The following is a 14,928-nucleotide window of genomic DNA, read 5'->3' as shown; positions in this document are numbered from 1 at the left end:
ACTGGTAACAATCGGCGGCGTCAAACGTATTGCCGCTTATTCGCAGTGGTTGGTACCTATCATGGGAGGCATGTATTTGCTCATCACATTAATTGTAATGAGCAGGCATTTCTCTCAAATTCCGCAAGCCTTGGCAATTATGGTTACTAGTGCTTTTACCGGCAAGGCCCTATATGGAGGAGCCGTAGGAACTACCTTATACGCCGTTGTGGTATCTGCCCTAAACGGTATGGGAATTGGCGTATCACGCAGTGTGATGAGCACGGAAGCCGGTATGGGAAGTGCCTCTATTGCCGCTTCTGCAGCCACTACACATAGTCCGGCTCGAATGGGTATTATCTCTGCCACATCTGTTATCTGGACCATGTTTATTTGTTTACTTTCCGGTTTGGTAATCATTTTGGCCGGAGATTGGCAAAATCCGGACGTATTTGCGGCCAATTTATGCAACAGCGCTTTTCACACGGTCCCTTATATTGGCACACCTGTTTTAACCTTCTCCTTAATTATTTTTTCCTTCACCACTTTAATCAGTTGGTCTTATTATGGAGAAAAAGCAACAGAATTTCTATTTGGTAGCAAATGGATTAAAACTTGGCGCGTACTTTATTTAATAGCCTGTGCGATAGGAGGCGGATTAGGGACCACTTTTTCGCTTAGTTTAACTGTTTCCCTAGATGCTTCCGAAGTGGGAATCAGCACCCGTTTCGCGTGGGCACTGGCCGTCCTAACGATGACCGTAATGACCTTGCCCAACCTGTATATGATTTGGCGCTTACGTCACAAATTAGCTACAGAAACAAAACGTTATTTGCACAAGGCACTCCGGTAAGCGATATAATCCGATTTTCAGCTTGCTTACCGTATGTAAAAATTTTATACTAAACGCTGAGAAAGCAATAAAAAACTGACTTCTGTTTCAAGGAGCATTTATGGAAGAAATAATTCAAGGAACTTATAGCAATAATTCCCAAGTAACACTTCAAATCAGCGGTATTAGCGACATCTTACACACCATTCACGATAACAGTGGCCGCTACGTAACGCCGGGCGATATGTTGGTGGCATCTTTAGGAGCTTGTATGCTTACCATGATTGGAGCCGTTGCGCAAAAATACAAACAGAATATGGACGGCTTGCAAATACAACTAAAACCTGTATTTGGCGAAAATTTATCCGGTCTAAAATCGGTTGCGGTGCATTTGCATTTTCCGCCGGATACACCGGCAGACATTCGCAACAAACTAGTGGCAGCGGCCGAAAAATGTCCGGTACATAACAGTTTACGACCCGACATTACTTTTTCAGTCACCGCTGACTAAATTTTATAGGCCTCTTGTAAAGCAAGAGGCTTTTTTCTGCGCAAAATTGCTACAATAGATATATGATAAAACAATGCCTGCACTGGATTATAGTCTGTCTACAGTTTATACGAAATAGCCTTCGCAGATACACCTTATTTGTATTGCGCTTATCGCCGCATCAAAATATGTTACGGGCGGTATTGCTATACTCCTTTACCGGTTTTATCATTTTATCCTTGCCTTTTATGCAGAGTAAACCCATCAGTTTGATTGACAATCTATTTACCGCTGCTTCCGCTGTTTCTACTACAGGACTGACAAGTGTTAATTTTGCAGAGTCTTACAATTTTTTGGGCAAACTAATCGTGCTACTGTTTATTCAGTTCGCTGGGATTGGTTACATGACTATGTCTTCTTTTATTTATCTGTCTTTTTCCCACCGGCTGCGCCACCGCCATATGGAATTGTTAAATACGGAATTTGCACTCCCCCGCACGGTACGGCTCAATGACTTTTTGCACGCGGTTATTATTTTTACTTTCGTGGCGGAACTGATTGGGACGGCTTTCTTATACAATTATTTTTATCGCCACGGCTATGGGGTATTCAATGCAATATGGTACGCTGTTTTTCATAGTGTATCTGCATTTTGTACGGCCGGATTTAGCTTGTTTCCGGATAGTTTCCTATCCTTTGAAGGGAGCAAAACAATCAACCTTGTCATTTCTCTGTTATCACTGGCGGGAGCCATGGGCTTTATTGTGGTAACCGATTTGTTTAACCGCCTTTTCCGCCGTACTGCAGAAATTTCTTATACCACTAAAATTATCGTACTTTCTACACTGGCAGCCTTGTTGGCAAGCACTTTTGTGATTATAGTGACTAATCCCGGCTTAGATGCCTCTGCGGCGCTTTTCCAAGCCATTGCGGCCATGACTACTGCCGGTTTTTCCACGGTATCTATCCAGTCATGGGCTCCTTGTTCTTTGCTCATTATCATGGCACTGATGACTATAGGCGGCTCCCCCTCCGGCACCGGCGGCGGTTTGAAAACGACCACTTTTACTTGTCTGATAGCCACTGTTTCCAGTCATTTACTGGGACGCAAACATATTACCTTTTTAGGCAAACAAATTCCGGTACACCGCTTATATATTGCTAACTCTACCTTTATTTTCTATAGCATTTTATTGTTCTGGACTTTGTTCTTGTTAGTGTGGACGGAAAATTTACCGTTCTTGGATTTGTTTTTTGAAGCGGTCGCCGCTTTGGGTACCGGCGGAATGAGTATCGGCGCCACCGAGAAGCTCAGCGTACTTGGCAAGCTAATTATTATCATGGCAATGTTAGTAGGCCGCGTCGGGGTGCTCACATTTGGTATGGCTTTGTTAAAACGGGATGAAGACGAATTGCTCAAAGAAGAAGAAAAAACCCAACGGGCCGACCTCGCTGTCTGATTTTTTATATTACCCGATATCAATATGAAATTTTCTCTGATTAGTTTAGGCTGTCCTAAAAATTTAACCAATAGCGAAGAATTTACCGCTCGCTTGCTGGCCAAAGGGCATGAGTTCCAGCTCGACCCTGAAGGAACGGATGTGCTTATCATTAACACCTGCGGCTTTATTGCTTCGGCAGTCGAAGAGGCCGAAAACGAAATCCGCGCCGCTTTGGCACTTAAAAAATCCGGCCGCATCAAAAAAGTAGCCGTGACCGGATGTATGGTGGAACGGTTCAAAGAGAAAATTTTGAAAGACTTTCCGGATATTGATGTTGCCTTTTCCATTTCCGAGCAAGAAAACATTGAAGAAACTTTACAAAAAAAGGGAGCCATACTCTCCCCCCTTCCTAAAAGTTTATATTTGCCGCAATACAAAATGAGTCTGACCGCTCCGCATACGGCATATCTCAAAATTGCCGACGGTTGTAACAACCGATGTGCCTATTGCACCATTCCTTTTTTACGCGGTGCTTACCGTTCTAAACCTATGAAAGAAGTCCTGCGCGAGGCAGATTTAATGGCTCAAAACGGGGTCAAAGAAATTTCGCTCATTGCGCAAGACACCACCTCTTACGGGCAAGATTTATATGGTAAGCCGCAGTTGGTAGAATTACTGGAAAAACTGTTGCAAAACCGTCGCATTAAACGCTTGCGTATTATGTACGGTTATCCGCATCGTGTCACGCCGCAACTGGCGCAGTTAATGGCCTCTACGGCCCGTATTTTTCACTATGTGGATATTCCTTTGCAACACATTGCTGATCCGGTATTAAAGCGGATGAACCGCCACTGTGACGGAGCGCAAATCCGCCGCACCTTGGATATGCTGAAAAAACGGGTGCCGGATGTGTCTTTGCGCACCAATTTTATTGTAGGGTTTCCGGGCGAAACGGAACAGGATTTCCAAGAGTTACTGGCTTTTACCCATGAATATGAATTTGATAATTTAGGCGTCTTTGAATATTTTAGAGAAGCCGGCACCGCCGCTTATGATTTGCCAGACCAAGTGCCGCAAGCACTTAAGCAAGAACGCCACCAACGCCTGGAAGAAGTGCAAAGCCGCGTTATTGACCGTATTAACAAACGTTTGCTAGGCACTACACTGGAAGCGATTGCCGACAGCGAAACCTTTGGGCGCACTTATAAAGATGCCCCCGATATTGATGGACAAGTGACCTTTACACGCCCTGTCAAGGCGGGCTCTATTTTCAAAGCCAAAGTAGTTAAAGCAGACGGCTACAAACGCTGGCTGGAACCGCTCCGGTAAACTAACATTTGGGCGCATTACTCGGGCAATAGGGCCCTTCACAACAGCCACCGTCATAAGTAACACTCCCGTACCAATTGCAGCCATTCACACAACACGTATTGGGAGCATTCGCAATACATTTACTACCCGCTTTAAATGTAGATCTACCACAACCTTGAGTCTGATTGGCTTTACAGCTAGCCCCCTCATTAAAAGTGCTTCCATAACAAGTAGTACTTATATTAGCTTCACATACAGCCCCACTGCTAAAGGTAGAATTTCTACAACCGTCTGGCCCATTAGCGGTACAAGTACTTTCAGATGCATAATGAGAATCCATACACCCCCATTGTGCAGTAGCGGTGCATTGGGCTCCATTTTTAAAATTACCATACCGACAGTTATCAAATGAATCTCTTGTTTCACAACTACTTTCATTTCCATCAAATGTAATATGGCTACAGCCATTGTTTCCTGTTGCGATACACATACCTTCCTTTATGGTTAGATTAGAGGAAGAAGTATTCGTATAGCCACACACATCCCCTTCGCTGGCTAAGACCGGCATACCTAAGGCTTCACATCTATCCGTTGTGGTTCGGTAACATTTGGTTTTACTCGTGCTCCAACTGCGGCTGGCGTTATCACACGTGGCTTTATCAATCTCTTGGTCTAATAAATACGCCGTGTAGCCGTCTGATGAAGTTAGTTCTTGTCCCATAAGTAATTTTCCGCAAAGTCTTTCTGCCCGTTCATCGCCTGTCTTAGCTTCACAATGCAACTGCCCGGCAAACATGGGACTTTGGTCTAAATAACTGGCTAACCGTACATTAGCTAACTTACTATTCGTCACTCTGATTACATTGGGCTCAGAGGTGTTATTGGGTGTAATTAAGTTAAATATTAAATCGCTGTTCTCCATAGTCACGTCCAAATTAGCCATCGTGTCGGTATATCCGTCATTGGACATTTTAAAGGCTTCCTCTGCGTCTTTTATCGCTTTGGCTCCCGGTAACATTGTGCTCCAATGACTTTTATCTACTGCTCCTTGGTACATTGGTATTGCAATAGCTGACAAAATACCGATAATAAGAACTACGATTAATAGTTCTATTAAAGTAAAGGCTTTCTTTGACATTTTTATTCTCCTGTTTAATAATCTTAAAACGCCCGTAATGCAACGTTTCGCAAGCAAGTGTCTTGAAAACAGCGGCGTTCTAAGAAATCGTAGCAAAAAAAAAAAACGAGTCAAGCCTTTTTTATTTCCCGACGAGAAAACGACCAAACAAGAAAAGCAGGCCCCTGCAGGGTTTCATACATTACATAAAAAGACGATGTGTCTATGAAAATTCTTTCATAACATTAGTGCGGCAAATCTGTAGGCTTTGCGGGAACAAAAGGGGCCCGCTTTTTCTGGGTATCAATATTTTTCCATATAGGTCTTTTGACCTATGGACTTTTTTGAAAGAAATGCTATACTAATATGCGAGGAGTACATTTTACAGGAGGCGTATTATGAAAAAACTAGTAACACTTATCTGCTTGGTCATCGCAAGCACCGTGCTGTTTGCTAAACCAGCAAAAAACGCTCAATCTGGCGAAGCTCTAATCAATGAAGCCAGCTTAGAGGCAGCAAGCGCAGAAGCTCAAGAAGCTTACGAACAACAAAATATCCCTGCTACCAATCCGGTAGTTAAAATTAATAATGAGGTATTGCCTCTCCGTGATGTGCATCATGGCGCATACGAGGAAGTAGATTTCTATCTCGATAAAGATGTTATAAATACTTATTCAAATGATGAGAACTCTCCTCGCCGCTTTACAGTTACCAAATACATAGTGGCGCCGCGCCTGAATTTTCCGCACTTGCAGTATTTCTATCGTAATGAGTTGTTGGCTCCTTATTCTCAGGTAAAAGCAGAGGTTTTAGATCGTCCTTACCGGAAAACGTTTAGAGGGATTAACAATAGAGATACATGGGCATCTTATTTACCGCAAACGGAAGGGGTTGAACCGACACTTTATCGCATAGTACCTGAAAAAGATTCCGCTGTATTTGCTTACTATTATCCGGAAACAGGTCGTTTTGTGGTCATCCGTATGGTCTACAATTACAATAACAAAAGATACAATTATGACGGTTCAAGCTATATCACCTCATATGTGTATGAAGATCAGCTCAAAACCGAAGGTAAAGATGAAAGACAATTACAACAATTGCAGCTGGGCATCTTCCAACAAGTTGAACAAATGCCCTTGCCCACTACTCAACGGGAAGGACAAAAAGTGAACATTTAACTATTCACTACACTTAAAAACCCACCCGTGAGGGTGGGTTTTTTATGACCAAGATTTCCATCCGTGATACGCTTAATATTCTCTCTTACGCGCGCGGTTGCGCGCAAGCGCGCGGAATTTGTACAATGTAAAGGTAGTTAGTATCTGCCGTAACCGGCAGGAAACGTTTTATATTACCAACAAGGAGATTTACAATATGGCTAAATTAGTCGCGATGGATGGTAATGCGGCCGTTTCACACGTCGCACACGCCACCAATGAAGTCATCGCTATTTACCCCATTACTCCGTCTTCCACGATGGGTGAAATCTGCGATGCGAAAAGCGCCAAAGGCGAGACCAACATCTGGGGCAATGTACCCGTTGTTACGGAAATGCAATCCGAAGGCGGTGCTTCCGGTGCCGTACATGGTGCATTAACTGCCGGTGCTTTGACCACCACTTTTACCGCTTCTCAAGGTTTACTCTTGATGATCCCGAATATGTACAAAATCGCGGGTGAATTGACCCCTACCGTATTTCACGTGTCTGCCCGTGCATTAGCCACCACGGCTTTGTCCATTTTCGGAGACCACTCCGACATTATGTCCGTACGCCAAACCGGTTGGGCAATGCTCTGCTCTGATAATCCGCAAGAAGCTATGGATATGGCTCTGATTGCTCAATCCGCTACACTCAAAGCCCGCGTACCGTTTGTACACTTCTTTGACGGTTTCCGCACCAGCCACGAATTAAACATGGTCGAACCCTTGACCAAAGAACAAATGGCCAGCATGATGGACGCAAAATTAATTGCCCAACATAAAGGCCGCGGCTTAAATCCGGAACATCCGACCGTGCGCGGTACCGCCGCTAACCCGGATGTGTATTTCCAAGAACGCGAAGCCGTGAACAAATTTTACAATGCCGTACCGGAAATCGTAAAAGAAAAAATGGCCGAATTTGAAAAATTGACCGGCCGCAAATACGATTTGTTCCAATATGTCGGTGATGCTGATGCGGAACGCTTGATCGTGGTTATGGGTTCCGGCGCCGACGTAGCTCAAATTGCCGCCGAAGCCTTGAAAGGTCAAAAAGTGGGCGTACTCAAAGTAAAATTATTCCGCCCCTTCTCTATTGCCGATTTCATCCGTGTCATTCCTAACACCGTTAAAAAAGTGGCTGTCTTGGACCGCACCAAAGAACCGGGTTCCTTGGGTGAGCCGTTGTTCCAAGATGTTTGCGCGGCTTTCTTGACCGATGAAGCAAAAGCCAAATTTGCGACCACCCCGCTTATCATTGGCGGACGTTATGGTATCGGTTCTAAAGATTTCACACCGGCCGATGTAAAAGCCGTTTATGACAATCTGGCTCTGAAAGAACCGAAAAAAGATTTTACCGTCGGAATCGTAGACGATTTGACCCATAAATCTTTGCCGACCACCACTTTGCAAGGCAAAACGCACGAAGATGTATTTGAAGCTATGTTCTTCGGTTTAGGTTCTGACGGTACCGTCGGTGCCAACAAAAACACCATGAAGATCATCAGCGCCAACGGATTTTTTGCTCAAGGTTACTTTGTGTATGACTCTAAGAAATCCGGCTCCATGACCACTTCTCATATTCGCTTTGGTAAAAATTACATCCGCGCTCCGTACTTAATTCAAGCGGCCGATTTTATCGGCGTACATATGTTTGATTTCTTGGACAAGTACGATGTGCTCGGCAAAGCCAAAGAAGGAGCCACGGTGCTCATTAACGCTCCGTATGCTGCCGATGAAATTTGGAATCATTTAACGGCCGAAGTACAAAAGCAAATTATCGACAAAAAGCTCAAAGTTTATACCATTGACGCTTCCGATATTGCTTTGGCCACCGGCATGGGTAGCCGCACCAACACCATCATGCAAACGGCATTCTTCGGTATCGCCGGTGTAATCCCGACGGAAAAAGCCATCGCCGACATTAAGCACGCCATTGAAAAAACTTATTCCAAAAAAGGCGAAGAAATCGTACAGAAAAACTACAAAGCCGTTGATGCCGCCTTGGCAGGATTACACGAAGTCAAATATCCGGCTCAAGTAACCTCTACCAAACACACCAAGGCTCCTGTACCGGCTGATGCTCCTGCCTTTGTAAAAGATGTATTAGGCGAAATGATTGCCGGACGCGGCGACAGCTTGCCGACCTCTAAGATGCCGGAAGGCGGCGTTTTCCCCACGGGTACCACCCAATATGAAAAACGCAATATCGCCATTCAAGTACCGGCCTGGGATCCGGAAACTTGTATCCAATGTGGTTTCTGCTCTATGGTCTGCCCGCACGCAGCAATCCGCATCAAAGCCTATGAAGCAGATGAGCTCAAAAACGCTCCCAAAACCTTTAAATCTGTCGACGGTAAAGCCGACTTGGCCGGTAAGAAATTTACCGTACAAGTAGCAGTAGAAGACTGCACCGGTTGCGGTGCCTGTATCTTTAACTGCCCGGCTAAGAACAAAACCAACCCGGAAAAGAAAGCTATCAATATGGTACATCAACTCGAAGTACGCGATAATGAAATTGATAATTTCGCTTTCTTCTTGGGCCTCAAACAAGCCGACGTAAAAACCAAAAAAGAATCTGTCAAAGGTTCTCAAATGAGAAAACCGTTGTTTGAGTTCTCCGGTGCGTGTGCGGGTTGCGGTGAAACGCCGTATGTAAAACTCTTGACCCAATTATTCGGCGATCGTTTAGCGGTAGCCAATGCAACCGGCTGTTCCTCCATTTATGGTGGTAACTTGCCCACTACGCCGTATTGCACCCGCGAAGACGGTAAAGGCCCTGCCTGGTCTAACTCCTTGTTCGAAGACAACGCAGAGTTCGGTTTAGGTATTCGCGTGGCCTATGACCAACTCACCAAAGATGCCTTAGCCCTCGTGGAAGAAACCAAGAATTGCTGCTTGAAAGAACACATTGCTTTAGCAGATGCTATTATCAACAACGCACAAAAAACCGACGCAGAAATAGAAGAACAACGCAAGAACGTTGCTCAAATGAAAGAAATTCTTTCTAAATCTACCTGCGAAAAAGGCCAACGCCTCTTGAGCTTTGCCGATTATCTCGTCCGCAAATCCGTCTGGATCTTGGGCGGTGACGGTTGGGCTTACGATATCGGTTACGGCGGTTTGGACCATGTGTTAGCTTCCGGTAAAAACATCAAGATTTTGGTGTTAGATACCGAAGTATATTCCAACACCGGCGGTCAAATGTCTAAAGCCACTCCGTTAGGCGCCAAAGCCTTGTTCGCTGCGGGTGGCAAAACGATGCCGAAGAAAGACCTCGGTATGATTGCCATGACCTACGGAAACATCTATGTAGCGCAAATTGCTATGGGGGCCAACATGAACCAAGCCATCCAAGCCTTAGCCGAAGCTGATGCTTATGACGGCCCGGCCTTGGTCATTGCGTACTCTCACTGTATTGCCCACGGCATTGATATGGCCAAAGGTATGGGAGAAGCCAAACGCGCCGTACAGGCCGGACGCTGGATTTTGTACCGCTTCAATCCGGAAATGCGCTACGAGGGTAAAAACCCTCTCAAGGTGGACAGCCCGCTTACCGCGCCGACCTTGCCGTTAGCCGATTACATGAGTGGTGAAAACCGCTTCAAAGGCTTAATGCGCGATAACCCGGCTTTAGCCCAAGAGTTAATCAAGCGCGCCGAAAGCGAATATGCTTGGAGACGCGACTTGTACAAACACTTGGCCGCTATCCAACCGGAAGAAAAAGTCTTGAAATAAAATCTATATCTCAAGCATTGAAAGCCCCGATTGCGCAAGCAAGAAGGGGCTTTCTTATATCTGACAGACGCGACTTATATAAACAAAACTCACGGTTATTGAGCCTGACGAAAAAATTATTACTACTAGAAACTGAACGCTAAAAACCCCTGCTCACACGAGCAGGGGTTTTTTATATATCTTATATACTATTTACTTTTATTCCATGCTATACCAATCTATTCCGTCATTGTTGACCAAACGCGTGGTGGAATAGGTTTTGCACGTCTTAAGGGCTGAAGCAGAGTTTTTATCAGCCACACAGGTCAAGCGTATTTGTGGTCCGTCTGCGGTATTGACGTAAAACCCGCTACCAATCGCGTCCGTCTCATTAGCTACTCCGTTGGGAGCATATATAAAGTAAGCCATATGTTTGGTGGTGCTGGTAATACGATATAGAACTGCATAATCCCCCACTGTACACGTACAAGACCCGCTGGGTTTATTTTGTGCTTTACAACTGCTGCTATCACAGGTCTTATCAGGGAAATCCAACAATTCACTAAATTCCAACAGGTTAGGCATAGCATCATTCTCCATTACCCACGCAGCCGCTTTATCACGCATGGTGCGCGCCATGACCAGTCCCTGTGCCGTGCGTGCTTTTTGCACAGCCTTATTGTACTGTGGCAAAGCAATGGCTGACAAAATACCAATAATTAACACTACTACCAATAATTCAATCAACGTAAAGGCTTTCTTGTTCATAATTCCTCCTTATTATCAAAAAGGGTACTTCTTTGTAGTATAGCTGAAAAAACCCCAGAAATCAACTTTTACATTTTGCTACAATAGACACATGAAGAAATTAATTATTTTTCTTTTAATCATTTTGGTGTCTATATTAGCCATCGGCTACCGCAAAGCCCATCAGGCCCAATTGGGAGAAGAACTTATTGCTGCCGCCTACGAGGGCGATTTAATCGGCGTAAAAAATCTTTTGGAAGAGGGAGCCCCTCTGAACTATGTGCTTTATTTTAATGACCCGGCTCGCCATTACGAAAATATGGATTTTGATCCGTTACAAGCCGCCGCTTCTAGCGGTAATGAAAAATTAATCTCTTATTTAATCAATCAAAGATTGGATGTAAACATAGAAAACAGCCGCCAATGGACGCCCTTGTTTATTGCCGTGCGAGATGGACATGCGGAATCAGCAGCCCGCTTAATACGAGCCGGCGCGGACATCAATCATCTCACAGACACAAAAACCACCGCTCTTATCATGGCAATACTGGCCGATTTCAAAACAGAAAAAGACCGGGAAACCCTCATAAAATATTTACTGAAAAGAGGAGCCAACCCCAATTTGCAGACTCAATGGAAAACCGATGCGCTTTATTATGCTGTTACGGAATTGCAAAGTCCGGCAATCGTACAACTGTTATTAAAGTACAAAGCTAATGTTTGCCAAACTTACGAAGGAAAATCGGCACCGGAAATAGCTCCGGCGCCGATGTATGATTTACTGCAAGATATCTATCTGAAAAATTGTCTTGCGGGCAATAAAAATTCCTATTAATTGCTTGTATTACACGTTCCGACTGAGAAATTATCCATACCATATTCTTCACAGTGTGTACCGCCGCAAAACACTTTCGTACTGCGCAAGCAATATTCATGGCACACGCTACCGCTACTGTGCGAAGTAGAACAATCACAATAGTCCGCGGCAGCATCCCCTAAGTACAAAAAGACAGTGCCCTGATATTCTCCTTTTGCCCGCACCGCGCAAACAGCATTGGGATAACTCTCCGGATACAACGAATAGGTAAATTCATTACTAGTAGGCATTTCTACGTCCAGAGATTTCATGTTGAAATCATTACTGGCACCCCCATGAAAATTAGCTAAGTTCATCTGATCCATAATCCGCAACTTGGAATCCCCAATCTTTTTCAAAGTGGTACTTACTTCCGCCACACGGGATTTTTCAATAGCCTTCTCATACATTGGCACCGCCATTGTGACCAAAATAATCATAATTAAAACAGCTACCAGAATCTCAATGAGAGTAAAACCATTTTTATTATTTTTCATATATACTCCTTAGTCCAAACCATAGACATTGCAAGCTGTTGCATTGCCACTGCAAGAAAAACTGGCCCCGTTATATCCAACGGAAACCCCGGCATAGGCATCTCCGGATGGCTTAGTAATGGTTACGTAACAAGCTCCGGAATTGCGCAATGTGTAGATAAATCCGGCCCCGGTAATAGTTTCCCCGGATATACTGAAACCATTAGGTAATAAACTATTTTCGCCAATATCCAAGCGGGCTAATTTACGTGCGGAAGAATTAATATCCCCCCACTCTTCTACGCCCCACTCCGCTACCATACGCTCGCAGGAGTCATACAAAGACTTAGCCATCACTTCTGCCTTGGTAAAACTAGCTTTTTCCATCACTTTACGGTATTGCGGTAAAGCAACCGCCGACAAAATACCAATAATGACTACTACCACCAACACTTCAACCAACGTAAATCCTTTTTTATTCATAATATCCCCTTATTTATTCCACGTACTGGATCCCCAGGCTGTACAGGCATTGGCTGCGTCACCGGAAGAACCTGCTTGGCAAGTAAATGTTTGTCCGTTAAACTTAACTACAGCTCCTGCATAGTTTCCTTTTGTAGCTTGTGCTTTTAATCCCGCAACACCACTTTCTGATAATTTGTAGGAAAAGTTTTCCGTATTGAGGGTAAGATCACCATCTGCGTAAGTCCCTTTTACAGCAATGTCTAACTTAGGGAATGTAATCTCCCCTTCGCTAATCGCCTCTTCGCACGAATTCCATTGTTTTTCCCAGGCTCTTCTCTCGCAAGAGTCATAAATAGCACGTAGCAAAGATAATGCTTCCGCCACGCGCGTTCTTTCTATTGACCGCCGGTATTGTGGCAATGCAATAGCAGATAAAATACCAATAATTAACACAACTGTTAACAGTTCTATCAAGGTAAAACCCTTTTTTCTATTTTTCTGAGACATAATTCCCCTTCCCAATAATATATTTCCTATTTTCCATTATAACTTAATCCCTTCAATTTGCCAATACCTCGCTTCAAATTTGCTATGATATGTAGCGGACTTGTTGATGACTTATTTTAGTATGTAGGAGAGATTATGCGAATTCAAGATGATATTCAGTTAGATTATTGTGATGTATTATTACGTCCCAAACGTTCCATGTTGGCCTCACGCTCTCAAGTAAATGTATTACGCACGTATTCCTTTAAGTGGTGTCCCCGTTCCATTGAAGCGACCGGTATTGTGGCATCTAATATGTTCACCACCGGTACTTTTGCCATTGCCAAAGAGATGCAAAAACATCATCTTTTTACTGCCCTGCATAAACATTATCAAGTCGATGAAATCATCACCTTTTTACAAGAAAATTTAAAGCAATTTAAAACCAATGATTTACTCTTTATCAGTTCCGGTGTTTCGGAAGAGGACTTTCAACGGATAAGCACCATTATGAAGTCCGGACTGGTTCATAATATTTGTATTGATGTGGCCAACGGATACTCTCCTTATTTGGTAGATTATGTCAAAAAAGTACGCTCCGCTTGGCCGGATAGTTTAATCATGGCCGGAAATGTAGTAACCGGTGATATGTGCGAAGATTTAATTTTAAGCGGAGCCGATATCGTCAAAGTAGGCATCGGTCCCGGTTCTGTTTGTACAACTCGCAAATTAACCGGCGTGGGCCGACCGCAATTTTCTACGGTGATTGAGTGTGCAGATGCCACCCATGGGCTAAGCGGTATGGTGTGTGCGGACGGCGGCTGCACGTGTCCGGGAGATATTTGCAAAAGTTTCTGTGCCGGTGCGGACTTTGTTATGTTGGGCGGTATGTTGGCCGGCCACGAAGAAAGTGACGGAGAACTAGCCACCAAATATTATCAAACCCCCGAAGTAGAAATGATTGATAAAGAACATTGTGCTTTGCATATTGAAGAAAAACAATTTAAGAAATTCTACGGCATGAGCTCTGCCTATGCGCAGGACGCCCACTACGGTGGCTTGAAAAAATATCGTGCCAGCGAAGGCAAAGTGGTGGAAATACCTTTCCGCGGGCCGATTGAACCTACCTTACTGCAGATTTTAGGTGGACTGCGCAGCTGCATGACCTATATCGGATCTAAACGGCTAAAAGACATGTCCAAACGAGCCACTTTTTACCGTGTAAACCGGCAGCTGAATAATATATTTGGGAGTGAGTCTTAAATTTGTTACAATAGGAAAAACCGCCCTGACCAGCGGATAAAGGAGAAAAACATGATTCAAAAAGGCGCAAAAGTAAAATTTGATTATACCTTAACTGTAGACGGCAAAGTACAAGATACTTCCGCCGGACGGGGTCCGCTGGAATATACGCACGGTGCCGGACAAATCATTAAAGGATTAGAAGAAGTATTGGAACAAATGAATGTCGGCGACAAAAAAACTGTAAAAATTGCCGCCGAAAAAGCATACGGTCCCGTATTGGAAGAAGCTATCAAACGTGTTCCTAAAACCGCTATTATGAATGCAGATCAACTCAAAATAGGGGATATGGTGGGAGCCAGCAATGCCGGACATACCTTCCGCGCTATTGTGAAGGAAATTTCCGATCAAGAAATTACCTTGGACTTTAATCACCCACTGGCAGGCAAAGAATTAACCTTTGAAGTGGAAGTAAAAGAAATTAATCAATAGTCGCTGGAAATGCGGCTTGTTGTCACCCTAGTATAAAAATTTTGTTATACTAGGTACGTAGTATCAATTTAATCTG

The 14,928-nt window shown here is 44.1% G+C and carries 13 protein-coding genes and 1 pseudogene; 9 read left to right on the top strand and 5 right to left on the bottom strand.

Annotated elements, in window-relative coordinates:
• The 4 genes from IKN49_04515 to rimO all read left to right on the top strand — a co-directional run.
• A partial coding sequence (locus tag IKN49_04515; GenBank protein ID MBR3632299.1) for an alanine:cation symporter family protein occupies positions 1 to 832 on the top strand: 832 nt, incomplete at its 5' end.
• A gap of 100 nt (positions 833 to 932) precedes the next feature.
• Entirely contained in the window at positions 933 to 1,322 is a 390-nt protein-coding gene (locus IKN49_04510; GenBank protein ID MBR3632298.1) for an OsmC family protein, read from the top strand.
• Between the two features lie 167 nt (positions 1,323 to 1,489).
• Positions 1,490 to 2,761 (top strand): hypothetical protein, encoded by a 1,272-nt coding sequence (locus tag IKN49_04505; protein ID MBR3632297.1) that lies wholly within the window; start codon positions 1,490 to 1,492, stop codon positions 2,759 to 2,761.
• A gap of 24 nt (positions 2,762 to 2,785) precedes the next feature.
• Positions 2,786 to 4,072 (top strand): 30S ribosomal protein S12 methylthiotransferase RimO, encoded by a 1,287-nt coding sequence (gene rimO, locus IKN49_04500; protein MBR3632296.1) that lies wholly within the window; start codon positions 2,786 to 2,788, stop codon positions 4,070 to 4,072.
• 1 nt (position 4,073) lies between these two features.
• Here the strand turns inward: rimO and IKN49_04495 are convergent, their stop codons facing one another.
• Positions 4,074 to 5,192, bottom strand: coding sequence for a pilin (locus IKN49_04495; protein MBR3632295.1), 1,119 nt, complete (start codon positions 5,190 to 5,192; stop codon positions 4,074 to 4,076).
• Between the two features lie 377 nt (positions 5,193 to 5,569).
• On the opposite strand from IKN49_04495, the gene IKN49_04490 reads away from it, so the two are divergent.
• Positions 5,570 to 6,352 (top strand): hypothetical protein, encoded by a 783-nt coding sequence (locus IKN49_04490; GenBank protein MBR3632294.1) that lies wholly within the window; start codon positions 5,570 to 5,572, stop codon positions 6,350 to 6,352.
• Between the two features lie 196 nt (positions 6,353 to 6,548).
• Positions 6,549 to 10,109: a pyruvate:ferredoxin (flavodoxin) oxidoreductase gene (nifJ, locus tag IKN49_04485; protein MBR3632293.1), complete on the top strand. Its 3,561-nt coding sequence runs from the start codon at positions 6,549 to 6,551 to the stop codon at positions 10,107 to 10,109.
• Between the two features lie 660 nt (positions 10,110 to 10,769).
• On the opposite strand, the pseudogene IKN49_04480 reads toward nifJ, so the two are convergent.
• Positions 10,770 to 10,859 (bottom strand): annotated as a pseudogene (locus IKN49_04480) (prepilin-type N-terminal cleavage/methylation domain-containing protein).
• An 88-nt stretch (positions 10,860 to 10,947) separates the two neighbouring features.
• On the opposite strand from IKN49_04480, the gene IKN49_04475 reads away from it, so the two are divergent.
• On the top strand, positions 10,948 to 11,670 hold the full coding sequence (locus IKN49_04475) for an ankyrin repeat domain-containing protein (GenBank protein MBR3632292.1): 723 nt from the start codon (positions 10,948 to 10,950) through the stop codon (positions 11,668 to 11,670).
• Here the strand turns inward: IKN49_04475 and IKN49_04470 are convergent.
• From IKN49_04470 to IKN49_04460, 3 genes are read right to left on the bottom strand one after another with little or no spacing between them, the layout of a single operon-like run.
• Positions 11,667 to 12,188, bottom strand: a complete 522-nt coding sequence (locus tag IKN49_04470) for a prepilin-type N-terminal cleavage/methylation domain-containing protein (protein MBR3632291.1) — start codon at positions 12,186 to 12,188, stop codon at positions 11,667 to 11,669. The two genes, IKN49_04475 and IKN49_04470, sit on opposite strands and share 4 nt — an antisense overlap.
• A 9-nt stretch (positions 12,189 to 12,197) precedes the next feature.
• Positions 12,198 to 12,650 (bottom strand): prepilin-type N-terminal cleavage/methylation domain-containing protein, encoded by a 453-nt coding sequence (locus tag IKN49_04465; protein ID MBR3632290.1) that lies wholly within the window; start codon positions 12,648 to 12,650, stop codon positions 12,198 to 12,200.
• A gap of 9 nt (positions 12,651 to 12,659) precedes the next feature.
• Entirely contained in the window at positions 12,660 to 13,139 is a 480-nt protein-coding gene (locus tag IKN49_04460) for a prepilin-type N-terminal cleavage/methylation domain-containing protein (GenBank protein MBR3632289.1), read from the bottom strand.
• 135 nt (positions 13,140 to 13,274) lie between these two features.
• On the opposite strand from IKN49_04460, the gene IKN49_04455 reads away from it, so the two are divergent.
• Together IKN49_04455 and IKN49_04450 are read left to right on the top strand one after the other, a co-directional pair.
• Complete coding sequence (locus IKN49_04455; protein MBR3632288.1) at positions 13,275 to 14,381, top strand: GMP reductase; 1,107 nt, start codon at positions 13,275 to 13,277, stop codon at positions 14,379 to 14,381.
• A 51-nt stretch (positions 14,382 to 14,432) separates the two neighbouring features.
• On the top strand, positions 14,433 to 14,852 hold the full coding sequence (locus IKN49_04450; GenBank protein MBR3632287.1) for a peptidylprolyl isomerase: 420 nt from the start codon (positions 14,433 to 14,435) through the stop codon (positions 14,850 to 14,852).
• Positions 14,853 to 14,928: the final 76 nt, after the last annotated feature.

Source organism: Elusimicrobiaceae bacterium (genome assembly GCA_017528825.1).
Lineage (GTDB): Bacteria > Elusimicrobiota > Elusimicrobia > Elusimicrobiales > Elusimicrobiaceae > Avelusimicrobium.
The sequence above is the reverse complement of the archived record's forward strand: the minus strand, read 5'-3'. Positions and strand labels throughout refer to the sequence as shown.